This is a genomic window from Pedobacter sp. GSP4 (genome assembly GCF_051857575.1).
GTDB lineage: Bacteria > Bacteroidota > Bacteroidia > Sphingobacteriales > Sphingobacteriaceae > Pedobacter.
In genome coordinates this window covers 34,540-60,525 of sequence record NZ_JBPZIR010000004.1, presented here as the reverse complement: position 1 = coordinate 60,525, position 25,986 = coordinate 34,540, and the positions used below count along the sequence as shown (strand labels likewise).

Sequence of the window (25,986 nt, the reverse complement as noted above, 5' to 3'; positions counted from 1 at the left end):
ATCTTTATTATTTTAATGTGTTTAACAGTGAATCTACTTGGTTGGTGGCGATAGCCTTTTGAAAAAGCGCCCGGATGTACAGATATTTTGCGTTGACAAAATCGGTTTCTGCACGGTAAAGGATGGTCAGGGCTGCATTGAGCTCAATGATGTCGGTCAGCCCGTTCTTATAAAGCGAGAGCTTCTGGCGATACCCTGCGGCCGCTGCCTTTAGCTGGTTTGGTATTTCATCGAGTCTTTTATGCGCGGTACTGATCTCAAGTCCTGCTTGAAGGGCGGCATTTGATAACATTAACCTTTCCTGCTGTAGTTCCTTTAAGTAAAAATTGCTACTGGCCTTTTGGGTCCTAAGCTTCAACTGACGCCTGCGCAGATCAAATAAGTTATAACTGATCCCTACGCCCACGAGGTAATTTTCCCGTTGCCATTCCAAGCCATTCGAGAGACTGTTGAAATTATCATTGGCATCAATGCTTGATCCCCTTGACCAGGCAGCAGCTTGCAGGCTTACCTTTGGATTATAGGCTTTTTTGACCAGGTTTTCCTTCTCAACGCTGCTTAGATAATTGCTTTTGTAGAAATCAAGCAGCGGATGGCTTGAACTGTCGGTCAACTTTACCGATAGGTTTACCTCAAGCGATTTTAGCCGATCCAGGATCGTACTGTCAGCGACAATACTTTCCGGATTTAGCCCGCTGATTGCTGCAATGTCGAGCTGAACCTGTCTGTAGGTATTGTCCATTTCAATATAGTTCAATCTTGATTTGGAGAGTTCGGCCCCTGCGATACTGGTATCCACACCCGGACGCACACCGCTTCTGGCAAGGGATAAAATCGAACGGTTGATCTGCTCATTGCGACTGATATTGCTTGCTTGAATGGATAGCATGTCCTGAAGCTTTAGTAGACTCAGGTAATCATCAATAGCGATGGCCCTTGTCTGGTATCGGCGCTGGGCAAACTTGGATCGTTCAACGACAAGTTCTGATTTGGCGACTGCATTCTGAGCTTTATAGGCACCAAAATTATAGACCTCCCAATCAAGGGAGACAATACCAAGATTAGTAAGTGTAGCCTTGGTAGTGCTTTCAGTCCTAACACCTCTGGAATTGGAGGGAACTATACCAAAGGCCATATAAGGTCCTGCCACGTTATTGTTTGAGCCCAGATCTGCCTGATAATTAAGCTTCAGATTTGGAAGGGCATTCGCCGCGGTCTCTCTTAACTGGGCGGCACGTATATCAACTGTTGCTGAATCAGCGGCCAGTGAAGGTGAAAAAGCGGTCACGTGATCGATCAGATCAACGATCCCGATGGGCTTTGGGGAGGTTTGGGCATGGCTTTCCAGCCCCATATATAAAAGTGGGAACAAACAGAAAATCTGTTTAATACGGATCATGTCTTTAAATTAAAATTTAAGGAAAAAGATTTGACGGACGTCTTGGACAGGAAACACGGTGATTAACCGGCCGTCGTCACTTCATCATTTGAAGGACCTGTCAATAAAAGAAAATTGAGATAAATCTCAGATCCGAAAGACCTGGTTGGAAATATAAATTGGGACTGATCCGGCAATCCTGTATCTGATCTCAAGAAAATACCTGTTTAGGTTAGAGGCTAAAAGCGAAAGCCCCAAAAATAAGATGACGCCGATAAGAAAAGCTTCCAAAACAGGAAGCACGGTTTTCTTGCGTTCATCAAGGATACACTTAAATTGTCTGGTAATTTTTGAATCCTTTCCAAGCGGAGAAAAGCTACCTTTGTACTGCGCAGCTGATTTTATTCCCCGGGCGGACTCTAAAAGGGAGAGGTTGGATAAAAAAAAGATATTGCCCAAAGAGATAATCAGGTACAGCAAGACGACTCCAATTATAGAGCAATTTGGTACCTGCTTAACTTTCAAACCCTTCAAATTTAACAACCTAAATATATAGGCGCTAAAATCTGCATTAATCTAAAAAGATGAGAGGATAAACCGCAACAAAACCGTTACAAAATATCAACAAATATTAGGTTACGATATTTCTCACCCTACTTTCGATTGTCATCGAATAATTTCTTTTTCCTATACTGTCCCTCCATCTTGTTGTTCAAAACTTTATCAAAATTAACCACAGCTTCACAATGCTCAAAAAGGGTCGAACTTCCGCGGGTTGACCCTACTAAGTGGCAATATGAGGCATCTAAAAAGTATGCCTCTTATTTTTTAAACATTAAGAACTTGAAAATAAGTCACTTACAATAGATTAAATTGAATTTTTCGGTTCGAACTTTTTAGAATTTTCCCTAAAATTAAGATATACCGCAACTATTTATAAAACACCAATTGTCTAGACATCAGTGTTGAACTCCATAAACTGCTATCTAATTAGCCAAATAAGCATGTGGATTAGTTTCAATTGCGAACATCGATCAGCTTGAATATTATTCAATTATAGGATAAACGGGGGGAAATCCGTTTGGTCTAAATTTTTTTACAATTATGCGCAAATGCCATGTAGCTTGCATTTAATTTAGAAGGTACATACCCTCGGTTTAACAACGTGATTGATTTAACACCGCCATTGAAATGAAATTTGTATTTTTTGTTTTTTGAAATAATTTGATGAAGCGGGAATTGAAAGTTCATGCATTATTTAATGCATTCCTCAACTCGCATCTAGCCTTCATTTTCATAGAATTCGAATTATCAAGTACTCATCATCAAAAACTGAAATTCTTATTTGAATAATGGAATGAGTTTATGAGAATCATATCCTAAAAAACCCATTTTTTTAAGGCTAGAGAAAGGACATACCAAGAACAACCTCAAACCTTGGTAAATATCAAATAATGAGGGAATAATGAAAATAAAATGAATGGAATAAATTTGCCTATTTATAAAAATGAAAGGGCAACTAGAATGCTGCCCTTAATCAATTAATGCTCACGGTGATTGGCATCTTAAGCAGCTACTCCTGTCATTCTTCTGCATTCTTCCGCACAAGCCTTACAAGCATCTGCACATTCCTGACAATGCTGGGTATGATGATTACTACACTCATCTCCGCATTGCTGGCAAATATCTGCGCAAATACGGCAAATGTCTTGAGCAAAAGAGCTACCCATACTCATCAATTGAGCGGCAGAGTAGCAGATGGCTGCACATTGCATATCAAGCTCAATACACCGCGCCATCATTTTCACGTCTTCTTCCTGAGTGCATGAACTTGCACAATGATTGCAAATTGAAGCACACTTTAAGCATGCATCAATACAGTTTTTCCATTCATGGTATCCCATAACTTTAATTTTTTAGGGTTATAAAAAAAATTCCTATATAGATAACATGGTTATTTCCAGGCGGTTTCATTTTGTTTAAGAAAAGCTTTAATCCCGTGATATGATGCTTGTTTAAACGGTAGAAGAATAAGAAACTGGTTCTCGTATTCAAATAAGGAGGAATAGTGATAAATTAAATTCTCAACACCTACTTTAAGATTTTGCACATCATTTTATTAGTATTATATTTGCAATACGGAAATGGTGTCCTTCCGATTCAACCGCTTTTTTCAAAAGCTGATGGCACCTACAATAGAAATTCCAGCAGGTAATAAAATCTGCCGGTCAAAGTATTGTAGGTGAAAAAATTAAAAATAAATTCTCAACTCTTATTGCTGGCAGCTATCTTAATTGCGCTTGTCTTACTTTGTCTGTCTGCCAAAGTGAGATCAGTGTTAGCAATGGTCCTGCCGGTTGAAACTGAATGGTTCTTGTGGATAAATCAGCACCATAATGCATTCTGGGATACGATCATGTACTGGGCCAGTGATAAGCGTTTTTGGCTTCCTTTTTATGCCTTCATTATTTATTGCCTCTTCCAGAATTTCTGCAAAAAAATTTGGCAGGTTCTTATTACCATTGCGCTACTAGTTGCTAGTGCAGATCAGATTGCTTCAGGACTGATTAAAAACACCGTTAAGCGTCTACGCCCTTCCCATGAACCGAATCTAACTACGATCATTCATTTAAGTAAAGCAGGTGCGGGTGGGATGTATGGATGGCCATCCGCTCTTTCATCACCTATCTTCAAAAGCATTCTTTCCGCTGGTTCGGCATTTACCGGATCATTGCCGGAGCAACGGTTCTTGTACTCATTTACTTTGGAATTATTCAATAACGGAAAATTAACATAAAACTATGTGGTGGATCTACGCGCTATTATCAGCTTTCTTTGCTTCCCTTACGGCCATCTTTGCAAAAGTCGGCGTAACCAATGTCAATTCTGATTTGGCTACTGCCATACGAACGGTGGTAATACTGATTGTAGCCTGGGGGATCGTAATGGCCAGAGGCGAACTTAAAGGAATTACGGAACTGTCAAAGCATAACCTGCTATTTCTTTTTTTATCTGGCCTTGCCACCGGCTTGTCCTGGATATTCTACTACAAGGCTTTGCAGATCGGGAAAGTGTCCCAGGTCGCCCCTGTTGATAAGTTGAGTGTTGCCCTAACTATTATACTTGCAATGGTGTTCCTGAAAGAAGCTCTTACCCTGAAAGTATTCTTTGGTGCCCTGCTGATCATTGGGGGAACACTGGTTTTGATCTTTTGAGAAACTCAATTATTTGTAAGCAACCGAAATACTAAAAATCAATATAAAACAAAAAACTATGAAATTAACTAAAATTCATGCCCGTGAAATTTTGGATTCCAGGGGCAATCCGACAGTAGAAGTAGAAGTCACTCTTAACGGAACAACAGCAAGGGGTATTTCTCCATCCGGGGCAAGTACGGGTGAAAAAGAAGCCGTAGAGCTTAGAGATGGTGATCCAGAGCGCTATAATGGTAAAGGCGTGGAAAAAGCAGTAAAAGGGATTAACGTCGAAGTCGGCAAATCAGTCACCGGCTTATCCTTTGAGGGTCAGCAGGCCTTCGATGATCATATAATTGGTCTGGATGGAACCGAGAATAAATCAAGGCTCGGCGCAAATGCGATGCTTGCGGCCTCAATCGCCTTCGCCCGGGCTTCGGCCGTTGCAAAAGGGATTCCCTTGTATAGGCAGCTAGTGGAAAGGGAAGGTTACGTAATGCCCGTACCGTGCATGAATGTCATTAATGGGGGAAGGCATTCTGATAACAACATCGATTTTCAGGAATTTATGATTGCCCCTCATAACGCCCCCTCGTTTAAGGAAAGTATCCGTATGGGCGAAGCTGTTTTTCATTCCCTGAGAAGTCTGCTAAAAGCGAAAGGCTATTATACCGGAGTTGGTGACGAAGGTGGGTTTGCGCCAAATCTGAGTTCTAATGAGGAAGCCGTCCAAATCATCATGGAAGCGATACATATTGCCGGTTTTGCTCCAGGCAAGGATATTTCCCTTTGTCTTGACCCAGCGACCAGCGAAATGTGGAATAATGGAAAATATGAATTTTATAAAAGTTCTAAAGAACGGATCACAACAGATGAAATGATTGGCTTTTGGGAAGGATGGTTAAAAGAGTACCCAATTATCCTGTTGGAAGACGGGTTGGGCGAAAACGATTGGGAGGGATGGAAAAAGCTGACCAGCCTTTTGGGAGACAAAGTGGAATTGGTTGGAGATGATATATTCTGCACCAACCCGAGTATTATCCAGCAGGGAATCGACCAGGGCATTGCAAACAGCGTACTGATTAAATTGAACCAGATCGGTACAGTTTCCGAAACGCTAAAGGCCGTAGAACTAGCCCAAAAAAACGGTTACAATTGCTTTATTTCTCACCGCAGTGGTGAAACTGAAGACACGACAATTGCGGATCTGGTTGTCGCTACCGGTGCGGGGCACATCAAAACAGGAAGTGGCTGCCGCTCTGAAAGGGTATCTAAATTTAACCAGTTGCTTCGGATAGAAGAAGAACTTGGTGATAGGGCATCATTTGCAGGAATCAATACTTTTTATAAAAAATTATAAATCAGCCGCTAACCTACAATGAAACATAATAAATTTTTATTTGAACACCTTTCGGTTTTTAAATATGCGGTTCGATGGACGCTGCTTATACTTCCTGTTGCCATTGCAATAGGAAGTATGGTTGCCTTGTTCCTTTGGCTGCTAGGCTGGGCCATTCACTTTCGCTTTCAGCATACCTGTCTCATTTTTCTGCTACCTTTAGCAGGTATTGTGATCCACCTGATTTATCAGTCAGTTGGTAGGTCCTCAGAAAAAGGAAATAACCTGATCATGGATGAAATCCATAGGCCGGGTGGTGGAGTGCCCAGGCAGATGGCGCCAGTAATCTTAATAACTACAGTGATTACCCATTTGTTTGGCGGATCGGCTGGAAGAGAGGGAACCGCGGTACAAATCGGAGGAAGCATCGCAGGAATGTTTAGCCGCTGGTTTAAGCTAAATGAGGTAGACACCAAGATGCTCCTTACCGCGGGAATTGCAGCCGGGTTTGGGGCGGTGTTCGGAACACCGCTCACCGGTGCCATATTTGCAATGGAAGTTCTGGCCATTGGAAGAATAGAGTACAAGGCTTTACTTCCCGCATTAATTGCCAGCGTGCTTGGTGATCTTACTGTCTCTGCCTGGGGCATCCATCATACCGCTTATCACATCGATCTCATAGAGAAAAGTGCCTACTTTCTATCTGAATACCTGCCGGTAAACCTACTCCTGCTTAGTAAGGTTATTCTAGCATCCACATTGTTTGGTCTGGCCAGCTACCTGTTTGCTGTAATGGTGCATGAGATCAAGGCCTTTTTTTCTAAAGTATGTAAGATCCAGTGGCTTATTCCTGTTATCGGTGGTCTGATTATTATAGGCTTGACTTACGCCATCGGGAAACCGGATTACTTAAGTTTGGGCGTGGATAGCGAATACCAAGGAGCCGTTACAATTCCCTCTGCTTTTCAGCCTGGTGGAGCAGATACTTGGAGCTGGTTATGGAAGACCATTTACACAACTTTAACATTAGGAACTGGATTTAAAGGTGGTGAGGTAACGCCTTTGTTTTATATTGGCGCAACATTAGGCAATGCACTTTCGACCTTATTAAATGCTCCAGTTAGTTTGTTTGCTGCCCTTGGATTTATTGCTGTTTTTGCTGGTGCAACGAATACACCCCTTGCCTGTACGATTATGGGTATAGAACTTTTTGGTAGTGAATACACCATGTTTTTTGCGGTAGCCTGTTTTACAGCCTATTTTTTCAGTGGCCATTCAGGTATATATTCTTCACAGCGTATTGCGGTACCCAAAATATTTACGGGAACATAAAATATTGACTTATCCTGTTCCTGTGGATTATCATAAAGAGGTGAAATTTTTATAAGATCCTTGACCAATGCAATCAGCAATTTATATCAAAAAACAACGCTATATCGACCGCTTTCCTTCCTCTCTTTTCTAAAGCATCAAGTACAGATGATTTAACTGCCTATGTTGTTTTAATAAGGTAGAGCAGTAAAAGTATACTGGCTATGAAAACTAAAGCGGTTAAAACTTTAACAAAAAGTGTTGAATGGTAATACACCCCCTGATTCAGTTGTTCTTTCGTTGAATTATATCTTAAGTAAGAACAAATGATAGTAATTGCTCCCAGGGCAACTAGAAAAATCCCGATAATGCGGGAATCTCCGGTTTGGTGCAGGGGCACTTTACTCCCCAGTGCGGCACTGATCTGCTTGATAAATAGCGAGAATTTCATCACCACGAAGCCAAATCCCATGATACCAATACTGGTTCTGATCCAGGCCAAAAATGTTCTTTCATTAGCCAAATGGTCTCCTGTATGCTGTTTGGTGTTTTCCTGATCTTGAATTTTCATCTTGTTCTGTATCGGTATATTACAGCAATATATTTGCATGTTATGTCAATATCGATGCCAGTTTGGAGATGATAACCCTGGTATCCCGGATGCAAGTAAGCCTGTTTGATTCAGTGCCGGCAGGATAGCAGGTAACTGCAATTTCTTCGATAAACGATAAGCCTGATAGGTCAATAGATTCTTTAACCTCTTGTTCAATGCTTTTCATTAGGATCATGATTAATCGGGGTTGATATGTTCTGATTTTATGAGCTAATTGCTCTATTCCCCCCTGCCTCTGGTTTTTTCTGATTTTAACTGACGATTTATCAATAGGTGTACAAGTTAGATGTTCCAAAAAGCATCCCGTGCCTTTAAAGAACTGCAAAAAATCTTCTACAGATTTAAAATCGCCAAATACCTCACTAAATGCAAGATAAATTGTTCGAAACAGATTAGTATTTCCCAGGTAAAAATGTTTATCGTCACCTCCAGGAGCTTCAGAAACAAAGAGCAGCAGCACTTTAGCTGGCTGATATTGCCTCGAAATTTCGGTAACACTATACATTATAGTTGTAGCTTTTAGCGAAGCGCATAAATAGTTCCGCCAGAGCGTCCTGCTGACCATGAAGCTGAATGAAATGAAACGGCCTTTCGATAACCATATCCTTGATATCTATGATGCGGCATTCATTATTCTTGAGCTCTTTCAATATGGAGTGGATAGATAAAAAAGCCAGGCATTTGCTGTGAATCAAATAGGATTTAATGCTTTCGGTACTACCTAACTGCATTTCTATATTTAAGTCCCCTACCTTTATCTGGTGTGCTTTTAAAGCATATGCAATAACATCTAGTGTACCAGAACCAGGTTCACGAAGTAATAAATCATAATCCTTCAACTCATTCGGTTTGATCATTTCCTTTTTCATGGCATAATTGTGACCAGAACACACCAGCACCAGCTCGTCTTTTAGATATTGTTCGTATTTAATCTGTGGGTTCCGGGAGATGCCTTCAATGATTCCAAAATCTATTTCCTTAGCAATCAAACGCTGCTCTACATCTTCTGTGTTTCCGGTAACCAGTTGAATTTGTATATCCTTAAACTTATTGTGAAACTGTGCCAATACAGGTGGAATGATATATTGTGCCACAGTACTGCTGGCACCAATCCTCAATATTCCTTTATGCTGTTTAGTAAGTAGATTCATATCATATTCCAGTTCCCGGTAAGTTCCAAAAATCTGTTCTGCGTAATGCAACAATAATTCGCCGGCTGGGGTGAGGCTGATTTTTTTGTTTCCACTGCGTTCAAATAATGACATTTTGAACTCCTGCTCTAATTCTTTAATGTGTTTGGTTACAGCAGGCTGACTGATAAATAACTCTGCCGAGGCCTTTGTAAAATTCAGCCTTTTAGCGACAGCATAAAATACTTGCAAACGGAAATCTATCATACACGGTTTTAGTAGATAACCTAAGATACAAACAATTTGTTTCAACGGGTACTGACATCATAACCTTACGTTATCATCAATAACTTTTTATGCTTTTTCTGATGAGTAGAATAAATGCACATTTGTAACAGAAAAATATTGGTTATGAATAAGGAATCAACAGAAAAAGAAATCAGACAAGCACTTATATATACAGCCAGGACAACGGCTATCATTGCGTTTCTATTTGTTGCTTGTGGAACCATTTTCATCTGCACTTTATTTTTTAATGGGCAGCCAGATGTAGTGACAGCAAAAACCAAACAGGATGTGGAAACCGGTATAGCTGCTGTTAACGTCAAAAGCCAGGTTGTACCTGCTGATGCCTGGAAAGCGCCTGATGAAAATACGATTCCGGCGGACACCAAGTACGGCCAGATGATCAGGTATGGCAAAGAATTAATAGCACATACGAGCAAATATTTTGGGCCAAATGGATCCATAGCCCGTATTACAAATGGTATGAATTGTCAGAATTGTCACCTCGAGGGTGGAACCAAACTGTTCGGAAATAATTATGCTGGTTTTATTTCCAGTTTTCCTAAAATGAGTGGCAGATCAGGAAAGGTTGAACCTGCATCGGCACGTATTGCAGAGTGCTTCAATCGAAGTCTTGCAGGCAAAGTACCAGACGAATCTAGTAAAGAGATACAGGCAATGCTGGCTTATATGAAATGGCTTGGAACAGGTGTAAAAAAAGGGGAGAAAGTGTTTGGAACGGGAACCGAAAAATTAAAATTCCTGGATAGGGCAGCGAATGTCAAACATGGAGCGATTTTATATACCAGTAAATGTCAAAGTTGTCATGGTGCAAATGGTGAGGGAATACTCGATGAAGACAAACTAACTTATGTTTATCCGCCATTATGGGGCAAACACAGCTACAATGATGGCGCAGGGATGTATAGACTCAGTAACTTTGCGGGGTTCGTAAAGAACAATATGCCATATGGTGCCAGATATGGAGATGCGCAGTTAAGTGATGAGGAGGCCTGGGATCTCGCTGCTTTTGTGAACTCACAGCCAAGACCACATAAAGATCAGGGAAAAGATTACCCTGATTTGTTAAAAAAACCTTTTGATGCGCCATACGGACCATATGCCGACAAATTTTCTGAAAATCAACATAAGTATGGTCCATTTGCACCAATTGTAACCTCCGAAAAACAAGTAAAACTAACAACTAAATAAATCATCAAAATCTAAAATCATGAAAAAAATAACCTTAATCTGTACATTATTTTTGCTGATCGCAGCAACCTCGGCCACTTTTGCCCAAGCTACACCTGCTAATTTTACAGGGGCAAAAGCCACCCTGAAAAATTATAAGGCACTGTATGTAATCAATAACGGTGATGAGAAAAAGATTGCAGGAACACTTCGAAACCTAAAAAATGCACTCGACGATCCCAGGTTAAAAGGGAAAATCAATGCAGAACTTATTGCCTTTGGAGATGGCGTAGCTGTTTACCAGAAGAACGGATCTTTTGAAAAAACATTGTTAGAACTGCAATCCAGAGGAGTAATTCTTGCACAATGTGAAAATACCGTCAGAGAAAGGAAAATCGAAAAAAATACCTTATTTGATTTTATCAGTTATGTACCCAGCGGCAATGGTGAAATCATCATCCGTCAATATCAGGGATGGGCAGTTGTACATCCTTAAACCAAATAATTAGAAAATCATGAAATATATAAATCACACCTTTTTAGCCACAGTTGCATTTTTATTGCTTTGTGGAAATGTTAAGGCCCAGGATCATCGCTTTGATCCGCCCTGGAATACTCCACCTGAAAGTAAAGTTCAGTTCACAGTACCTGGAGTAGACAATGTGCCTGATCTTTTTGGAGACATTAATGATCCCCAACTGGTGGTTTTCTTTGCCGGTAACCAGTTTATGTGCATTGACGAATTAATTGCAGCCTTTAAAAAGTCATATCCACAGTATCAGCGGGTATTTGCCGAAACGCTTCCCCCAGGCATTTTAGCCCAACAAATAAAAACCGGTAGCATTGTGGTGGGCAACATGAGAATTACCTTAAAGCCGGATGTTTATACAGCTGGTAAGAACCGGATAGACATGACCCCTGAATGGTTTAGCAAAACGACTTTATATGCTAGAAACAGGTTGGCAATCATGGTCCAAAAGGGAAATCCGAAGGCATTGAAGTCACTCAAAGATTTAGCAAATAAAGAGCTGAGGATCAGTATGCCCAATCCAGAGAATGAAGGGATCGGTAAACGTATTGAAGAAGCCTATGTGAAAGCTGGAGGGGAAACATTAAAATCTACCATCATGGAAGATAAAGTTAAAGATAAGACTACTTATCTTACCATGATCCATCATCGCCAATCACCAATGAGGATCCTATACAACGAAAGTGACGCCGCTCCAGTATGGTATACTGAGGCCTACTATCAGAAAATGATTGGCCATCCTGTTGAGCTCATTGAAATTCCTGAAAAAGAGAATATCCATGCGCAATATATAGCGGGACAGTTAAAAGATGCGCCACATCCGGCCGCTGCAAAAGATTTTATGGATTTTTTGATCAGTCCGCAGGCTGCTGCCATCTACAAAAAGTTTGGTTTTGATTTACCTTAAACATAAACACAATGAAAAATATATTTTTAACCATATTGTCAGTCGTTGCTGTAGTGACCATTGGGAATGCACAAATCCCAAACGATACTTTATATGTCTATGGTCCCGGTGGGCCGCTCGGACCGATCAATGAATGTGCGAAGGTTTTTGGAAAGCAGCATGATATCGTAATTAAAGTCACTGCCGGGCCAGATAATGAATGGATGCCGGATGCAATGAAACATGCAGATCTGTTCTTTGGAGGAGCAGAATACATGCTTTCAAAATTCATGTCTGACCACCCAAACATGATAGTGGCGAACTCTCGGACAGAGTTATATAAACGTGCGGCAGCGATCCTGGTACGGCCCGGCAATCCTAAAAACATCAAAAATCTGGGCGATCTCTGTAAACCAGGTGTGAAAATTCTTGATGTGAATGGGGCTGGGCAAATGGGGCTTTGGGAAGATTTGGCAGGTCGACAAGATCTGATTGCAAACATACAGCAGCGTATAGCAGGTACATTTGCAAATTCGGCATTGGGTATTGCTGCATGGAAAAATGATCCTCAATATGATGCCTGGATAACATTTGGCTCCTGGCATAACCGTTTACCAGACCTCACCTCAATGGTTAGGATTCCTGTTACACAAACAGTCTATAGAGGTACACCTGTAGTGAGGGGTAGCACTGGTACGCATAAGTCGGAAACTGAGGATTTTATCAAGTTTATGCAATCCGATAAAGGACATCTCATTTTCAAAAAATGGGGTTGGGAATAAATAATGTCTAAAAACTTATCTTCTATAACATGAAGTTATGGAAGATAAGTTTTAATGATTTGATCGGGGTTTATTAGTTATGGATCTTTGAATTAGAAAATAAAGACAATCAAAATTATGACACAAATCAAAGACAATTCAAATTCTTCTAAAATAAAGGCGGGTAACCTGCTAAACTTAAATTTAAACACCCGTAAAATTATCTTCATCCTGGCAGTTTTGCTGTGCCTCTTTCCATTTATGTCGCCTCCTTTAGCCTTATTGCTAGGATTAGTATTGGCGCAACTAATGGAACATCCCTATCTGCATTTAAATCACAAGGCCACAAACCTGCTGCTAAAAATTTCTGTTGTCGGGCTAGGATTTGGAATGAATGTATTCAGTGCAATGAAAGCAGGAAAAGAAGGCGTACTGTTTACCGTAGTTTCTATTTTCGGAGTGCTTATCATTGGTTTTATCCTGGGAAAAGTATTTAAAATAGAACGTAAAACATCTTTTTTGATATCAGCTGGAACGGCGATCTGTGGTGGAAGTGCTATTGCTGCATTGTCGCCTGTAATGAACGCAGAAGAAAAACAGATCTCCGTTGCAATGGGTACTGTTTTTATACTCAACTCGGTGGCCTTATTTCTTTTCCCCGCTATCGGACATGCGCTTAACTTGTCACAGTCACAATTTGGTATGTGGTGTGCCATTGCTATTCACGATACCAGTTCTGTTGTTGGGGCAGCCAGTAAATATGGTGAACAAGCACTACAGATAGCCACAACTGTTAAGTTAGCCAGAGCACTATGGATTGTTCCCGTAGCGTTTGGTACATCTTTCCTGTTCAAAAGCAACAATAGCAAAGTTAGTATACCCTATTTTATAGGGCTATTTATCCTGGCAATGATCGCCAACACCTACTTACCTTTTATTAAGCCTTTTGCGCCCTACTTTGTAGCATTAGCAAAAGCAGGCTTAACTTTAACCTTGTTCCTGATAGGAAGCGGACTCTCATTTACTATCTTGAAAGCAGTGGGGATAATGCCACTGTTACAAGGCGTAATTTTATGGATAGTAATTTCAAGTGCTGCATTATGGGCAGTTATATCTTTGGTTTAAAATACATTAGTTACTGATCATCACCAGCTTTTTTGAAAGATCATCAATAAGAACCACATGTTTATAATCGGCGCCACCTGTTCCTACACTCTTAATTATCCCCGAGGATTGACCGCTAAAAGCTCCTTTTTCATCGGTCTTAAAAGAATTGATGACATAATCTGCGTTAAACGTATCATTTGAGGAGTTGGTTAACGCTAAAGTATACGAAGTATTTGGCTCGAGTTTTTTAAAGTCCTGTTGGACAAGATCAGTCAAGCCTACGCTTCTTACGTTTAGCATGCCTGATGACATTGAATTATCCTTATTCATCAATTTAATCACCTGACTTTTGTCTGCAAGATTAAGCGGGGTTAAATTTTCTTTTGAGGCATTTGCAGGGCTGGCATTAGCGGCGTACAACAATGCTTGCGGACATTGTCCAATAGCAATGGTTTTTACAACGGCCATTTTTACCAGATCAACCACTTGTACCTGGTCATCATTTTCTAATCCGACATATGCAAATTTACCATCTGCCGAAGTCCAGACGCCATGTGGCAATGATCCTGTCGCAACGCTATCAGTAAGCTTGAAATCTTGTGAAACACTAAATACTTTTAAGCTGTTTTCTCCGCCAATGGTTGCCAGCATCACAGGTGAATCATTAACTAAAGTAAAAGTGACATGGTTGGTAATTGGACCTGTATTTAGTACTGTATGTATCGTATTTGTCTCCGTGCTGATGACAGTGATCTTCCCTACATCCTTATGTGTCAATGCAATCCATTTCCCATCAGGACTACAGAATATATTTGGAGAAAATGGACTAACTACTGGAATACGCTTTACAATAGCATAAGAAGTTGCATTCACTACATCCACTTCTGCAGTAAAGCTGGAACAAATATAAGCCCATTTTCCATCTGGAGTAAAAGCAACCATTCCCGGGCCGTCGGCTACTGGAATTTGCTTGATTTCAATCAGTTTATTTGCATCAATTACGCTGATATACGATTCTCCTCTTACCGATATCCATGCCTGTGATCCTGAAGGGTTAAAGGTTGCCTCATGCGGTGAACGTCCGATATAAACAGTTTTTAAAACTTTATTTTTTGCTGTTGAAATAAAGGTTACTGAATTTGATCCAATGGAAACCGCTGCTAGTAATTGCCTTTTAGGGGAATAACCCAGGCCATGAACCAGGGCCTGTCCCTTATATAGAGGACTTAAGATATCAGGTTGGGGTTTACCAAGAACAATATTTCCTAATAGCGTTTGTGTTGAGGGATCTAAGACAGAAACCGTATTAGATATCTGATTGCCTGTATAAACCCTGTCTTGGGCATAGATTGATTGTGCTTTTGATTGTAGGGCAAAACTGAATATTAATAGCGTAAACAAGGATATCTTTTTCATATGTTAATGGGAGTTTGTAAATGTCTTCATTTGTTGGATTTCTATCTGTTCATCTGAGATAATATTCTCGGCCAGTCTTTTTACATTTTTATTTTTTCCATACCGCAACTCAACTTTAGCCATGTCGATGGCAGCCTGATGGTGAGGAAGCATTATCCTTGCAAAGGACAGATCAGTATCAGACAATTGTTTTTCTTCAGGCATTTGTTCCATCATCACTTTCATCATCTTCTGGTTGGCGTTTTGATGTTGGTTGCCTGTAGCGATAAATCCTTCAGGATGGCTGAGCAGGAGTCGCATTTGCTGAATCTGGGTTTGTTGCTCAGCTTTGATACTTTTAGCTAGCTGAATCATTTCTTTATTTTTTCCGGTCTTAATCTCTTCTTCTGCCATATCAATAGCACCCTGGTGATGTGGGATCATCATTTGTATGAAATCTCTGTCTGCAGATGTGGTAGCTGATATTTCATCCATCTTCATCATCATATGAGCCATTTGCCCAAGGAAGACATTTTTTTTAGTTGCCATTTGCATGTGTTCATGTTGTGCTCGTGCAGAGAAACTAGCAAATAGTAGAAGTATAGACGTGAATCTGATCATGGTTTGATGTAGAATATTAATTGTGATAAACTGTTTATGCCAAACAAGCCTTATGCGATAACCGCAAGATCCTGAAATTTGTTCTTATTGAGCTATATTACATCTACATCAATTGGCGAGATAAAATTAACCATGTAAGTTCTTCTGTCTAAATCATGCTCCATGGGTTGCGTTTTGCCATTTTGATCTGTCGCTCTAGCCATTAAACTATATCTTCCAGTCTTAGCAGGAACCACCCATTCAAATTCAAATAGCTGCCAGGCGAAAGGGATAGCAGGACCAATTAATTTTGCTGGTTGCCATGAATTTCCTTTATCCGTGCTTATTTCTACTTTCGATAGGTTACTATCACCTGACCATCCTGCACCCCTTACTTGATAAGGTTTTCCAGCCGGCACCGCTTCAAACAATACCGGCCTTGATATTTCAGACTTAACCAATGTAGTGGTTACGGGCGTCAAGGTAGGTAGTCCTTCAACACGCTTCCAGTAAGCATATTCAATCGTCTGCCAATAGCCATCAAACGGCTTTTCAGATGCAGTAATTTTCATCAGCCATTTCACAGATGCCATACCATACCATCCTGGAATAATTGCCCTTGCCGGGAAACCATGTTCAGCACTCAATGGTTTTCCATTCATTTCATAGGCGATGATGATGTGATCCTGCATTGCTATATTTAACGGAATGCTTCGGGCGAATTTGATTTTTCCTGGTGATTTCGGCTCTTCTGTAATCATCCCCTCATCATTCCCTTCCAAAATAATGTCTACCGTACCCACCTTTATGCCAGCCTTCTTTAACAATACGGATAAAGGTACTCCTGTCCATTCAGCATTGCTGATCCCACCTTGTTCCCATCCTAAACCCTTCACTTTTGGGGCGAGGTTAGCACGTCCGTTTCCGGCACATTCTATAGTAGCCATTACCTTTTTTGCAGGAAGCTTTTTAAGTTCGCTCAGATTGATCTTTATGACATGATTGGTGTTGCCGCCAATCTCTAATTCCCAATTTGTAGCATCAATATTGGGAATATTAAAATGACTCCTGATGAAGAACTGGTTATTTGGAGTAATCCTGTTTTTTAACGTAGGAAATGGAAACTCCATATTTAATGGCTTTTTCTCTCGCGTAATAAGTCCTGGAAAGTCATTGTCTTCTCTGGTTTGTTGAATCTCCTTCGCCGAAGCCCAGGATGGTATTGTTGCGCCAGCTATCACCGGGATAATTCCAGTAACAAAATTACGTCTGTTTAACGTGTAGTTTTGTGATGTTTTGTCGTTTTTCATTTCAATAAATGTAGGTGATTACAATATAGCCAAAAATCTCTCATAGGATAACTTGTATTCTTCCTTTTTCTTGATGGTTGAAAGGAAACAACTGTAGACTTTACTTCATCGCTGGCCTGCTAGAAAAGACACAATAGTTCTATAACTGTTTATCAAATACTCATCTCAATTTCTATCAAAAAACGGTGGAATAGTGATAGGACTAGCAGTCATCTTTCAAAAAACGAGGGAATAATGATAACGGAAATACTGGAGGAGCTATATAAAAAGCTCCATCCAAATTTCTAATTTATACTTAAGATTTGTCAATAGCGACACGATATGTCGGATCTTCATATATATTAACATCAATAACACTTTCAGCGTTTTTAAGTAGTAGCCTACAATCTTCGCTTAAATGTTTTAAATGAAGTTTTTTACCCGCGAGATGGTATCGTTCTGTTAACTTGTTTAATGCTTCAATAGCAGACATATCCGACACTCGACTGTCCTTAAAATCAACAATTACTTCAGATGGGTCTTCATTAACATCGAACTTTTCAGTGAACGCTGTAACTGAACCAAAAAACAATGGCCCATAAATTTCGTAGTGCTTGGTGCCACTTCCATCCACGAATTTTCTTGCACGAATCCTTTTTGCACTCTCCCAGGCAAAAACAAGTGCCGATATAATTACACCAATTAAAACTGCAAGGGCGAGGTTATGAAGCCAAATGGTGATCGCAGCCACCAGTATGCCAATAAATATATCTTGTTTTGGCATTTTATTGATGATCCGTAAACTGATCCACTCAAAGGTTCCTACGGCCACCATGATCATCACGCCTGTAAGGGCAGCCATTGGAACTAAACCAATTATCGGTGCGCCAAACAGAATGATAAGCAAAATAGTGAGTGCTGCCACTATGCCCGACAGGCGGGCTCTCGCCCCTGCTGAAAGATTTACCAAAGTCTGAGCAATCATTGGACATCCTCCCATACCATAGAAAAAGCCATTCAGAATATTGGCAATACCCTGAGCTATTGATTCACGGTTACCATTCCCCCTGGTTGCAGTAATTTCGTCTACTAGGTTAAGTGTTAACAGCCCCTCGGTAAGCCCAACTCCTGCCATGATCGCGGCATAGGGCAATATAATTTGAAAGGTTTCAAATGTCAATGGAATCTGAGGAATGTGAAATGGTGGAAACCCTCCGCTGACAGAGGCAATATCGCTTACTGTTTTAGTATCGATACCGAACCCGAGGACGACAAGAAAAACAACAATAATAGCAACCAGGGATGGTGGTACCGCCTTTGTTATCTTTGGAAAGAATAGTACGATAGCAATGGTAAGCGCAACCAACCCGGCCATGATTAAAAGTGGGCTACCGGTCAACCAGGCCTCTTTTCCATTGATGATGGTTTTGAACTGTTCAATCTGGGCCATGAATATAATAACTGCCAGTCCATTAACAAAGCCATACATTACCGGTTGGGGAACAAGTCTGATAAATTTCCCAAGCTTGAAAAGACCTACCAGGATCTGAAAGGCGCCGGCGAGGGCTACAGCGGCGAATACATATTCAATTCCATGCGCCTGCATCAAAGCAATCAGCACAACTACGACTGCTCCTGCACCGCCTGAGATCAGACCTGGACGACCGCCCAGAACTGAGGTTACAAGCCCCATAATAAAAGCTGCATAAAGACCGACCAAGGGGGGGAAACCCGCAAGGATAGCGAAGGAGAGCGATTCAGGCATCATGGTCATGGCCACAGTGATGCCAGCCAAAATTTCGGTTTTGTAGTTGACTTTTTGAGATAAGTCAAAAAAACGTGTACGTAAGAACATACCAATAAAATTAAAGGTCAAAAATTATAAAATAAGGGGCATTGCCCTAGCAAGGGATTATGCTAAGGGAGAAAAGAGTCACTGAAAGAATTCAGGGCTTTGTCACAGGGTTATATGAAACTTGTTTAACTTTTCTCATTTCGATTGATGCAAAAATAGAAAAATATTTTTAAAATCTGTCATTACCTATGGTTTTGCTCTGGTGTCTGAATTAACAGGAGGCAGATTTAGACCGTAAAAATGAAAATGTTATATTTGAAAAATATGCCAATGTCGATCAACAAAAAGGTTTTTAAAGACTTTTTCAACTCTACAACATCAAGTGGGATTATCTTATTTTCCTGTTTAATTTTGTCTTTAATAATAGCAAACTCGCCACTGGGTGAAGGCTTTGATAACTTTTTAGCGAATCAAATTGGATATGAAACCACCAGTTTACATTTAAAGTATTCTGTTGCGCTATGGATCAATGATGGCCTGATGGCCATTTTCTTTCTTTTGGTGGGACTTGAAATTAAAAGGGAAATTGTGGAAGGTGAACTTTCCTCACCTAAAAAGGCAATACTTCCGATTATATGTGCGATTGGTGGTGCCATTGTGCCGGCAATAATCTATACCATATTTAACCGTGATACGCCAACTGCTAGCGGATGGGGTATACCAATGGCTACAGACATTGCTTTTGCACTAGCCATTCTATCGCTCCTGAGTAAAGGTTCCACTTTCCCTAAAGATCTTTCTAGCTGCCCTGGCTATTGTTGATGATCTGCTTGCAATATTAGTAATCGCGGTATTTTACTCTTCGGATCTCCACTATATGAATATGGTTTATTCCGGGGCTATATTGATACTACTGTTCCTCTTTAATCGCTTCGGGTTAAAGAACCTTGCCTTTTACCTAATTCCAGGTATTTTTATCTGGTACTTTGTTCATCACTCAGGCATTCATGCAACTATTGCAGGAGTTTTGATAGCGCTTACACTACCCACAACAGCAGATCATAAAGAGTCTCCACTGGAAAAACTAGAGCATGCACTTACTAAACCCGTTAATTTTCTGATCATTCCAATATTTGCACTGGCCAACACCAACATCCGTTTTGAAAACGGCATGGTAGAAGGGCTTTTTACAGGTCTGGGAATGGGCATTGTGCTAGGTCTGGTTATTGGTAAATCTTTGGGTATATTATTTATATCATGGCTCAGCGTAAAGCTTAAGCTAAGTGAGCTACCTGAAAATGCAAAATGGGTTCATATCCTTGGTGTTGGCCTACTTGCAGGTATCGGGTTTACCATGTCCATATTTATATCAATCTTATCCTTCGCTGACCCGCTGCTTGTTCAGGAAGCAAAGTTTTCAATTCTTGTCGGCTCCGTAATATCAGGACTATTAGGTTATTTGATTTTAAACCTTAGCAGCAAAAAGAGAGATCAGAAGAATTAAAATTAATATTCTGATAAATTTGTTGTTTCATTAATAAATCGTAATATTGCAATATTATATGGGACTTACAAAAACCGAAATGTTTACCTCCGAGCAGAACCAGCTTGCTCAGCTATTAAAAGCAATGGCTCACCCTGCACGTATTGCTATTCTGCAAAGAATACTAGTTTTCAATACTTGTATTTGTGGAGATCTTGTAGAGGAGCTGGGTCTTGCCCAAGCTACAATCTCCCAGCATTTAAGGGAATTAAAGTCTGTCGGGATTATCCAGGGTACCATCGAAGGGGTTAGCGTTTGCTATTGCATAAACCCTGAAACATGGAAATTACTGGAAGCCCAAATCGGTGCCTTCCTTGGATCATATAAGCTAGAAGCTAGCTGCTGCTAGCTTTTTTTAATCAAATCAATCGTTTAATTGCAATATAAAAATACTTAAATCTTTAATTATGAAACTATCAGAAATAAAAGCCCACTTGGCGCAGGCTGAAAGCGTAAACTTTCAATTAGAAAACGGTACACCAGTTCCTGAACATTTCCATGTGACCGAAGTTGGTGTTGTTACTAAAGATTTTATTGATTGTGGCGGTACGGTACGTCATGAAAAAGTAGCCAACTTCCAACTTTGGGATGCCAACGATTTTGAGCATCGTTTGAAAGCAGGCAAGTTGCTAAACATCATATCTCTTTCTGAAGAAGTATTGGCGATGGAAGATCTGGAAATTGAGGTAGAATACCAGGCTCAAACTATTGGTAAATACGACCTTGGTTACGATGGTAAAAACTTCCTGCTTATTGCTAAGACAACAGCGTGCCTTGCTCCGGAACTATGTGGTGTTCCTGAAGTAAAACAAAAAGTACAATTTCAGAATCTTGCTGCTTCAGGATCAGCGTGTACACCAGGTGGCGGTTGCTGCTAAATAATCAATCATAAACTATGTCTGCAAACAACTGTGCACCTGCTGCCGAAAGAAGAAAATTAAGCTTTTTAGACCGGTACCTTACACTATGGATTTTTCTAGCGATGGGTATCGGTGTAGCTACCGGCTATTTTCTACCATCTTCCTCCGGATTTATAAACTCGTTTTCCAGTGGAACCACAAACATCCCATTAGCTATCGGACTGATCTTAATGATGTATCCGCCACTTGCTAAGGTGAAATATGAAAAGATGGGAGAAGTTTTTAAAGACACTAAAGTCTTAAGCGTATCCCTGGTTCTGAATTGGGTAATTGGTCCACTTCTAATGTTTTTTTTAGCAATCACTTTTTTAAGAGATTATCCGGAATATATGGTTGGGCTGATCCTTATTGGCCTGGCAAGGTGTATTGCTATGGTGGTGGTCTGGAACGAGCTTGCAGAGGGTAACAGGGAATATGCAGCAGGCTTGATTGCACTGAACAGCATTTTTCAGGTATTGCTCTACAGTGTGTTTGCTTATATCTTTATTACCGTTTTGCCACCTTTTTTTGGTCTGGAGAGCCTTGAAGTAAACATCACCATTTCCGAGATTGCTAAAAGCGTAGGAATCTACCTGGGGCTTCCCTTTGCAATGGGTATAATCAGTCGGTACGGCCTTATTAAACTGAAAGGTGAAGACTGGTTTCAAAACAAGTTTATCCCGCTGATTTCCCCAATTACTTTGATAGCGCTACTTTTTACTATCGTAATTATGTTTAGCCTGAAGGGCGAACTGATTGTACAAATTCCTATGGATGTAGTAAGAATTGCTATACCCCTTGTTATTTATTTTTCTATCATGTTTGTGATCAGCTTTTTTGCTGGCCGTTACTTCGGTGCAGACTATTCAAGAAGTACATCAATTGCTTTTACGGCCACAGGAAATAATTTCGAACTGGCCATAGCAGTTGCTATTGGTGTTTTTGGAATCAATTCGGGACAAGCATTTGCGGGCGTTATTGGCCCTTTGGTTGAAGTCCCGGCACTGATTGCCCTGGTCAACCTTGCTTTTTACTTCCGCAAGAAATACTATCCGTCAAAAAAATTAAACACCATACATTAATGAGAATTGCACTTTTTTCAGATATCCATGCTAATCTTCCTGCCCTGGAAGCCTTTTTTAAACACGTTGAAACCAGAAACACTGATGCAATTTATTGCCTTGGAGATTTAGTTGGATATAACATCTGGCCAAACGAAGTAATAGATGAAATTCGCAAACGAGGCATACCAACTATCGCAGGAAATTATGACTGGGGCATTGGCAGGTCTAGTGATGATTGCGGTTGTGCCTATAAAACAGAAGAAGAAAAAGCATTAGGTAAGGTTTCTATCTCCTACACAAACGAAGTGGTAAGGGACGAACAGCGTGCTTATCTAAGAACCCTTCCTGCTCACATTAGACTAGAATACCAGTTGAACCACGATAAACGCAATATTCTGTTTGTACATGGTAGCCCCCGTAAGGTCAATGAATACCTTTTTGAAGACCGTGATGAAAAAAGCATGCTTCGGATCATGGAACAGGCAGATGCAGATATTATGTGTTTTGGCCATACCCACAAGCCTTATCATAGAATTTTAAACTCAGGGAATGAAGGTGCGGATCATTTCAGGCATGCCATTAATATTGGCTCAGTAGGTAAACCAAAAGACAGCGACCCAAGGGGTGGTTATGTTATTTTAACCATCAACCCTGATAGTACAGTAAACAATAAGGACAGTGTTAAAGTCGAATTTATTCGCTTTGAGTATGATATAGAAAAGGCAGCTAAAGCCGTAGAGGATAGTCCTCTTCCGAATGAATATGCAGACATGTTGCGTAGAGGATAAGGTATGAGAATAGCACTATTTTCAGATATTCATGCCAATCTACCTGCATTTAAATCAATGTTAGACGATATGGATGACCAAAAACCCGATGCCGTTTATTGTCTCGGTGATCTGGTGGGATACCACATCTATCCAAACGAAATTATCCAGGAGATCCGTAAGCGTGGAATCGGAACTTTGAAAGGTAATCATGACCAGAAGGTTGAAAAATTAATTACAACCCCGAATAGTCTCCAGGAGCCAGGGAAGAATTATGCGTATCATTTAATCAGCCAGGATAATAGAGATTACCTGAAGACACTGCCTGCGCACATTAAATTGGAATACAAACTACAATCCGAAACACTCAATCTTGTTTTTGCCCACGGCAGCACCAGAAGTATAGATGAATATATTTTAATAGATACGGATGAAAAGTATGTTTTAGATATGATGCAGGAAGCAGGTGCAGACATGCTCTTTGTTGGTCATTCTCACAAGCCTTACCATCGTATTTTAGAGGATAATGATAATAAGTTTAAGCACGTAGTTAACCTCGGGTCGGTAGGAAAGCCTAAAGACGGAGATCCCAGGGGCTGCTATGTGATACTTACCATTGCTGCAGACAGCTCCCTATCAGATAAAAACAGCATACAGGTAGAGTTTATAAGGTTTGAATATGACGTAGAAGCCTCAGCAAGAGCTATTGAAAATAGTTTGTTGCAAAGTGAATTTGCAGATGCATTGCGACTAGCCAAATAACACTAACCAAATGGAGGTCAACACCAGAGACTATGCGCCAATAGAAAAGCAGCTTGCAAAGTTCATGCGGGTCTTGGCACACCCAGCCCGGATGGCTATAATGATCCGGCTTGCAAGGAAAGAAAGTTGTACTGAAGGAGTAATAAACGATCTGCCAATTGAAGAATCTTCAGTTGCAAAGCATCTTAAAGCCTTAGAAGTTGCTGGACTTATAAAAGGGAATACCTCAAATTTACGATCACGTTATTGCATTAACTGGTACGCCTTTTGGATTTCTCTGAACAATTTAATTTGCTATTTAACAGTTTTTTAGAGCAAGCACCAATTCAAAGCTGCAAGACCAAGGTTTAAGCTATCTATGATAGTTCAGCTAGGGGTTCTAATACACGGCAGAGCAAGAGAAATATTGCGATCATTATTTCTCTTCTTCCAATTATCAAAAAACGGTCGTTTCTTGATAATACAAAAATGGGCGAAACAATTCATTGAAGAGGCTATTGGAATAGATTTCAAAATGATAAATTCCTTGGTAAAACTTATAGTAATTTCTTTTTACGATACTGCCTTTCCACCTTATTGTTTAACAAATTCTCAAAATCAACTATCGCTTCGCAATGCTCATAAAAGTTCGAACTTCCGCGGATTGACTCTACTGATTAAAAGCTCATCGAAAGATGGGCTTTTTTTGTTTGAAGCTATTTCATTTTACTAACCGAGGCTAAGACTCTTTTCTATTCTCTAGTACGTAGAACTCTTGCGGAACAATAGGAACAGCGGGCACTACTTTCTCCTTAACGAAAATAAAGATCCAAAAAAAGAGCGCTCTGGAGCGCTCTTTTTTACTTATAGTTCAACACCTTAGGCAGCATCGATTGCTTCACGAAGTGCTTTTGCTGCTGCTGCCGGATTTTCGGCACCGTAAATAGCTGCTCCGGCAACGGCAACCTGGGCTCCAGCTTTGATTACTGCCGCTACGTTGTCGATATTTACCCCACCAGCAATAGAAACAGGTACGCCTGCTCTTGCGGCCTCATCAATTAATACATGAATAGAGTAACCTTCCGTCCATTGCTCATCCAGTCCTGCATGAAGTTCAACAAACTCAACGCCTAATGCAGTCACCTCTTGCGCTCTTTTAACCCGGTCGGGGTAACCGATGGTATCCACAACCACACCTTTTCCATGCGCTTTTGCGGCTTTAATTGCACCAATTATTGTTGCATTTCCTGCTGCGCCCATTACCGTTACCAAATCTGCACCCGCTTTAAAAGCAATATCTGCTTCAAGCTCACCTGCATCAGCAGTTTTAAGGTCTGCAAATACCAATTTATCGGGGTGTGCATGCTTCATTGCGGTGATTACCCCAGATCCCATGTTTTTGATCAATGGGGTGCCCAGTTCAATAATATCGACATAAGGTGCAACCTTTGCGGCCAATGCCAATGCTTCTTCTGTTGTTAATAAATCTATTGCTACTTGTAATTTTGCCATGATTTGTATGTATTTAAGTTTATTTAATTCATCATATTATTCGAGGTTTGCGTGGCGCTTCCACAGTTCCTCTGCGGGTGTTCCGTCCATTTTCCATAACGATTGAAAAACAACGTCCATTAATAGCAGCAAAAATTGCTCGAAGAGGCTACCGGCATATTGCCTGGATTTTGTGCCCTCCAGCTCCTGCTTTCCGGCAGCCGGTATGATAACGGTGTGAAAAGCTAATTTTGCCAGGTCAGATGCTGGTGCGGTTGTAATGGCGATAACTTTTGCCCCTACCGCAACTGCTTTTTCGCCAGCCCTGACCATTGAAGGGGTTGTGCCTGAGCCTGAGGCCACCAGCAGCAGGTCTCCTTGCCGGATTGCAGGGGTTGTAGTATCGCCCACAAAAAATACCTCGAGGCCCAGGTGCATCAAACGCATTGCAGCACCGCGTAACGAAAAGCCCGAACGCCCTGTGGCTACAAGAAACACACGGGGCGCCTGCTGTATTGCCCCTATTAAAGGAATCAGGTTTTCGGTATTTATTTTCTTGGCCAACCGTATGTTTTCATCCAGTACCAGATCGAGGTTTAATTGCAGTTCCCAGTTCAACTGCTGAAAATCCAACTCCTCATTATCCATTGTCGTATTGTTCATTTGCTTTACTTGAAT

The 25,986-nt window shown here is 40.7% G+C and carries 26 protein-coding genes, 1 pseudogene and 1 riboswitch; of the genes and pseudogenes, 16 read left to right on the top strand and 11 right to left on the bottom strand.

What is annotated here, in order from left to right:
- Positions 1 to 7: 7 nt before the first annotated feature.
- Both ACS5PU_RS11125 and ACS5PU_RS11120 read right to left on the bottom strand, forming a co-directional pair.
- A complete protein-coding gene (locus ACS5PU_RS11125) occupies positions 8 to 1,399 on the bottom strand; it encodes a TolC family protein (protein ID WP_056095310.1) in 1,392 nt (463 codons plus the stop codon).
- A gap of 1,544 nt (positions 1,400 to 2,943) precedes the next feature.
- Positions 2,944 to 3,108 carry a four-helix bundle copper-binding protein gene (locus ACS5PU_RS11120; RefSeq protein ID WP_235526111.1) on the bottom strand — a complete coding sequence of 55 codons (165 nt, stop codon included), beginning with the start codon at positions 3,106 to 3,108 and terminating at the stop codon, positions 2,944 to 2,946.
- A gap of 401 nt (positions 3,109 to 3,509) precedes the next feature.
- Positions 3,510 to 3,578: riboswitch (Fluoride riboswitch) on the top strand.
- A 42-nt stretch (positions 3,579 to 3,620) separates the two neighbouring features.
- Between ACS5PU_RS11120 and ACS5PU_RS11115 the strand changes: the two genes are divergently transcribed.
- The 4 genes from ACS5PU_RS11115 to ACS5PU_RS11100 are packed head-to-tail and all read left to right on the top strand — an operon-like array spanning position 3,621 to position 7,243.
- Positions 3,621 to 4,175 carry a hypothetical protein gene (locus tag ACS5PU_RS11115; RefSeq protein WP_124910972.1) on the top strand — a complete coding sequence of 185 codons (555 nt, stop codon included), beginning with the start codon at positions 3,621 to 3,623 and terminating at the stop codon, positions 4,173 to 4,175.
- Between the two features lie 4 nt (positions 4,176 to 4,179).
- Positions 4,180 to 4,593 (top strand): EamA family transporter, encoded by a 414-nt coding sequence (locus ACS5PU_RS11110; RefSeq protein WP_008245453.1) that lies wholly within the window; start codon positions 4,180 to 4,182, stop codon positions 4,591 to 4,593.
- Between the two features lie 58 nt (positions 4,594 to 4,651).
- Positions 4,652 to 5,932, top strand: a complete 1,281-nt coding sequence (gene eno / locus ACS5PU_RS11105) for a phosphopyruvate hydratase (protein WP_008245454.1) — start codon at positions 4,652 to 4,654, stop codon at positions 5,930 to 5,932.
- Positions 5,933 to 5,950: 18 nt separating this feature from the next.
- Positions 5,951 to 7,243 (top strand): voltage-gated chloride channel family protein, encoded by a 1,293-nt coding sequence (locus ACS5PU_RS11100; protein WP_008245455.1) that lies wholly within the window; start codon positions 5,951 to 5,953, stop codon positions 7,241 to 7,243.
- A 160-nt stretch (positions 7,244 to 7,403) separates the two neighbouring features.
- Here the strand turns inward: ACS5PU_RS11100 and ACS5PU_RS11095 are convergent, their stop codons facing one another.
- From ACS5PU_RS11095 to ACS5PU_RS11085, 3 genes are all read right to left on the bottom strand, one after another.
- Positions 7,404 to 7,793, bottom strand: coding sequence for a YidH family protein (locus tag ACS5PU_RS11095; RefSeq protein ID WP_439459340.1), 390 nt, complete (start codon positions 7,791 to 7,793; stop codon positions 7,404 to 7,406).
- A gap of 40 nt (positions 7,794 to 7,833) precedes the next feature.
- Positions 7,834 to 8,001, bottom strand: coding sequence for a hypothetical protein (locus tag ACS5PU_RS11090; RefSeq protein ID WP_246101505.1), 168 nt, complete (start codon positions 7,999 to 8,001; stop codon positions 7,834 to 7,836).
- 331 nt (positions 8,002 to 8,332) lie between these two features.
- On the bottom strand, positions 8,333 to 9,232 hold the full coding sequence (locus tag ACS5PU_RS11085; RefSeq protein WP_056095397.1) for a LysR family transcriptional regulator: 900 nt from the start codon (positions 9,230 to 9,232) through the stop codon (positions 8,333 to 8,335).
- A 144-nt stretch (positions 9,233 to 9,376) separates the two neighbouring features.
- Here ACS5PU_RS11085 and ACS5PU_RS11080 point away from each other — a divergent pair, with 144 nt between their 5' ends.
- The 5 genes from ACS5PU_RS11080 (at position 9,377) to ACS5PU_RS11060 (ending at position 13,742) form a co-directional block, all read left to right on the top strand.
- Positions 9,377 to 10,462, top strand: a complete 1,086-nt coding sequence (locus ACS5PU_RS11080) for a c-type cytochrome (protein ID WP_082491480.1) — start codon at positions 9,377 to 9,379, stop codon at positions 10,460 to 10,462.
- A 19-nt stretch (positions 10,463 to 10,481) separates the two neighbouring features.
- Positions 10,482 to 10,937 carry a DsrE family protein gene (locus ACS5PU_RS11075; RefSeq protein ID WP_008245470.1) on the top strand — a complete coding sequence of 152 codons (456 nt, stop codon included), beginning with the start codon at positions 10,482 to 10,484 and terminating at the stop codon, positions 10,935 to 10,937.
- 19 nt (positions 10,938 to 10,956) lie between these two features.
- Complete coding sequence (locus tag ACS5PU_RS11070; protein ID WP_439459339.1) at positions 10,957 to 11,877, top strand: molybdate ABC transporter substrate-binding protein; 921 nt, start codon at positions 10,957 to 10,959, stop codon at positions 11,875 to 11,877.
- Between the two features lie 11 nt (positions 11,878 to 11,888).
- On the top strand, positions 11,889 to 12,638 hold the full coding sequence (locus tag ACS5PU_RS11065; RefSeq protein ID WP_008245473.1) for a substrate-binding domain-containing protein: 750 nt from the start codon (positions 11,889 to 11,891) through the stop codon (positions 12,636 to 12,638).
- A gap of 117 nt (positions 12,639 to 12,755) precedes the next feature.
- Positions 12,756 to 13,742 (top strand): YeiH family protein, encoded by a 987-nt coding sequence (locus ACS5PU_RS11060; RefSeq protein WP_008245480.1) that lies wholly within the window; start codon positions 12,756 to 12,758, stop codon positions 13,740 to 13,742.
- 6 nt (positions 13,743 to 13,748) lie between these two features.
- Here ACS5PU_RS11060 and ACS5PU_RS11055 read toward each other — a convergent pair whose 3' ends face one another.
- The 4 genes from ACS5PU_RS11055 to ACS5PU_RS11040 form a co-directional block, all read right to left on the bottom strand.
- Positions 13,749 to 15,140 (bottom strand): beta-propeller fold lactonase family protein, encoded by a 1,392-nt coding sequence (locus ACS5PU_RS11055; protein WP_056095402.1) that lies wholly within the window; start codon positions 15,138 to 15,140, stop codon positions 13,749 to 13,751.
- A 3-nt stretch (positions 15,141 to 15,143) separates the two neighbouring features.
- Positions 15,144 to 15,674, bottom strand: coding sequence for a DUF305 domain-containing protein (locus ACS5PU_RS11050; RefSeq protein WP_056095405.1), 531 nt, complete (start codon positions 15,672 to 15,674; stop codon positions 15,144 to 15,146).
- Between the two features lie 158 nt (positions 15,675 to 15,832).
- Positions 15,833 to 17,029: a sulfite oxidase gene (locus ACS5PU_RS11045; protein WP_008245487.1), complete on the bottom strand. Its 1,197-nt coding sequence runs from the start codon at positions 17,027 to 17,029 to the stop codon at positions 15,833 to 15,835.
- 295 nt (positions 17,030 to 17,324) lie between these two features.
- Positions 17,325 to 18,863, bottom strand: a complete 1,539-nt coding sequence (locus tag ACS5PU_RS11040; RefSeq protein ID WP_088300340.1) for a SulP family inorganic anion transporter — start codon at positions 18,861 to 18,863, stop codon at positions 17,325 to 17,327.
- A gap of 240 nt (positions 18,864 to 19,103) precedes the next feature.
- On the opposite strand from ACS5PU_RS11040, the pseudogene nhaA reads away from it, so the two are divergent.
- From nhaA to ACS5PU_RS11005, 7 genes and pseudogenes are all read left to right on the top strand, one after another.
- Positions 19,104 to 20,307: pseudogene (nhaA, locus tag ACS5PU_RS11035) on the top strand (Na+/H+ antiporter NhaA).
- Between the two features lie 58 nt (positions 20,308 to 20,365).
- A complete protein-coding gene (locus tag ACS5PU_RS11030; protein ID WP_088300341.1) occupies positions 20,366 to 20,695 on the top strand; it encodes an ArsR/SmtB family transcription factor in 330 nt (109 codons plus the stop codon).
- 58 nt (positions 20,696 to 20,753) lie between these two features.
- Positions 20,754 to 21,224: a DUF6428 family protein gene (locus tag ACS5PU_RS11025; RefSeq protein ID WP_088300342.1), complete on the top strand. Its 471-nt coding sequence runs from the start codon at positions 20,754 to 20,756 to the stop codon at positions 21,222 to 21,224.
- 17 nt (positions 21,225 to 21,241) lie between these two features.
- A complete protein-coding gene (gene arsB / locus ACS5PU_RS11020) occupies positions 21,242 to 22,327 on the top strand; it encodes an ACR3 family arsenite efflux transporter (RefSeq protein ID WP_088300343.1) in 1,086 nt (361 codons plus the stop codon).
- Positions 22,327 to 23,097, top strand: coding sequence for a metallophosphoesterase family protein (locus tag ACS5PU_RS11015; protein WP_088300344.1), 771 nt, complete (start codon positions 22,327 to 22,329; stop codon positions 23,095 to 23,097). Before arsB ends, ACS5PU_RS11015 begins: the two co-directional genes overlap by 1 nt.
- 3 nt (positions 23,098 to 23,100) lie before the next feature.
- Positions 23,101 to 23,838 (top strand): metallophosphoesterase family protein, encoded by a 738-nt coding sequence (locus ACS5PU_RS11010; RefSeq protein ID WP_088300345.1) that lies wholly within the window; start codon positions 23,101 to 23,103, stop codon positions 23,836 to 23,838.
- A 10-nt stretch (positions 23,839 to 23,848) separates the two neighbouring features.
- Positions 23,849 to 24,151: an ArsR/SmtB family transcription factor gene (locus ACS5PU_RS11005; RefSeq protein WP_088300346.1), complete on the top strand. Its 303-nt coding sequence runs from the start codon at positions 23,849 to 23,851 to the stop codon at positions 24,149 to 24,151.
- Positions 24,152 to 24,696: 545 nt separating this feature from the next.
- Here the strand turns inward: ACS5PU_RS11005 and hxlA are convergent.
- Positions 24,697 to 25,329, bottom strand: coding sequence for a 3-hexulose-6-phosphate synthase (gene hxlA, locus ACS5PU_RS11000; protein WP_439459338.1), 633 nt, complete (start codon positions 25,327 to 25,329; stop codon positions 24,697 to 24,699).
- Positions 25,330 to 25,365: 36 nt separating this feature from the next.
- Complete coding sequence (gene hxlB, locus ACS5PU_RS10995) at positions 25,366 to 25,971, bottom strand: 6-phospho-3-hexuloisomerase (RefSeq protein WP_439459337.1); 606 nt, start codon at positions 25,969 to 25,971, stop codon at positions 25,366 to 25,368.
- Between the last annotated feature and the right edge of the window lie 15 nt (positions 25,972 to 25,986).

Excerpts from the sequence above, each read along its gene's own strand:
- hxlA (WP_439459338.1), bottom strand. The coding sequence starts at position 25,329 with ATGGCAAAATTACAAGTAGCAATAGATTTATTAACAACAGAAGAAGCA.
- ACS5PU_RS11050 (WP_056095405.1), bottom strand. The coding sequence starts at position 15,674 with ATGCAAATGGCAACTAAAAAAAATGTCTTCCTTGGGCAAATGGCTCAT.
- ACS5PU_RS11070 (WP_439459339.1), top strand. The coding sequence starts at position 10,957 with ATGAAATATATAAATCACACCTTTTTAGCCACAGTTGCATTTTTATTG.
- ACS5PU_RS11085 (WP_056095397.1), bottom strand. The coding sequence starts at position 9,232 with ATGATAGATTTCCGTTTGCAAGTATTTTATGCTGTCGCTAAAAGGCTG.
- ACS5PU_RS11110 (WP_008245453.1), top strand. The coding sequence starts at position 4,180 with ATGTGGTGGATCTACGCGCTATTATCAGCTTTCTTTGCTTCCCTTACG.
- hxlB (WP_439459337.1), bottom strand. The coding sequence starts at position 25,971 with ATGAACAATACGACAATGGATAATGAGGAGTTGGATTTTCAGCAGTTG.
- ACS5PU_RS11045 (WP_008245487.1), bottom strand. The coding sequence starts at position 17,029 with ATGAAAAACGACAAAACATCACAAAACTACACGTTAAACAGACGTAAT.
- ACS5PU_RS11120 (WP_235526111.1), bottom strand. The coding sequence starts at position 3,108 with ATGGGTAGCTCTTTTGCTCAAGACATTTGCCGTATTTGCGCAGATATT.
- ACS5PU_RS11010 (WP_088300345.1), top strand. The coding sequence starts at position 23,101 with ATGAGAATAGCACTATTTTCAGATATTCATGCCAATCTACCTGCATTT.
- ACS5PU_RS11055 (WP_056095402.1), bottom strand. The coding sequence starts at position 15,140 with ATGAAAAAGATATCCTTGTTTACGCTATTAATATTCAGTTTTGCCCTA.
- ACS5PU_RS11125 (WP_056095310.1), bottom strand. The coding sequence starts at position 1,399 with ATGATCCGTATTAAACAGATTTTCTGTTTGTTCCCACTTTTATATATG.
- ACS5PU_RS11065 (WP_008245473.1), top strand. The coding sequence starts at position 11,889 with ATGAAAAATATATTTTTAACCATATTGTCAGTCGTTGCTGTAGTGACC.
- eno (WP_008245454.1), top strand. The coding sequence starts at position 4,652 with ATGAAATTAACTAAAATTCATGCCCGTGAAATTTTGGATTCCAGGGGC.
- ACS5PU_RS11100 (WP_008245455.1), top strand. The coding sequence starts at position 5,951 with ATGAAACATAATAAATTTTTATTTGAACACCTTTCGGTTTTTAAATAT.
- ACS5PU_RS11060 (WP_008245480.1), top strand. The coding sequence starts at position 12,756 with ATGACACAAATCAAAGACAATTCAAATTCTTCTAAAATAAAGGCGGGT.
- ACS5PU_RS11040 (WP_088300340.1), bottom strand. The coding sequence starts at position 18,863 with ATGTTCTTACGTACACGTTTTTTTGACTTATCTCAAAAAGTCAACTAC.
- ACS5PU_RS11005 (WP_088300346.1), top strand. The coding sequence starts at position 23,849 with ATGGAGGTCAACACCAGAGACTATGCGCCAATAGAAAAGCAGCTTGCA.
- ACS5PU_RS11025 (WP_088300342.1), top strand. The coding sequence starts at position 20,754 with ATGAAACTATCAGAAATAAAAGCCCACTTGGCGCAGGCTGAAAGCGTA.
- ACS5PU_RS11080 (WP_082491480.1), top strand. The coding sequence starts at position 9,377 with ATGAATAAGGAATCAACAGAAAAAGAAATCAGACAAGCACTTATATAT.
- ACS5PU_RS11075 (WP_008245470.1), top strand. The coding sequence starts at position 10,482 with ATGAAAAAAATAACCTTAATCTGTACATTATTTTTGCTGATCGCAGCA.
- ACS5PU_RS11030 (WP_088300341.1), top strand. The coding sequence starts at position 20,366 with ATGGGACTTACAAAAACCGAAATGTTTACCTCCGAGCAGAACCAGCTT.
- ACS5PU_RS11095 (WP_439459340.1), bottom strand. The coding sequence starts at position 7,793 with ATGAAAATTCAAGATCAGGAAAACACCAAACAGCATACAGGAGACCAT.
- arsB (WP_088300343.1), top strand. The coding sequence starts at position 21,242 with ATGTCTGCAAACAACTGTGCACCTGCTGCCGAAAGAAGAAAATTAAGC.
- ACS5PU_RS11090 (WP_246101505.1), bottom strand. The coding sequence starts at position 8,001 with ATGAAAAGCATTGAACAAGAGGTTAAAGAATCTATTGACCTATCAGGC.
- ACS5PU_RS11015 (WP_088300344.1), top strand. The coding sequence starts at position 22,327 with ATGAGAATTGCACTTTTTTCAGATATCCATGCTAATCTTCCTGCCCTG.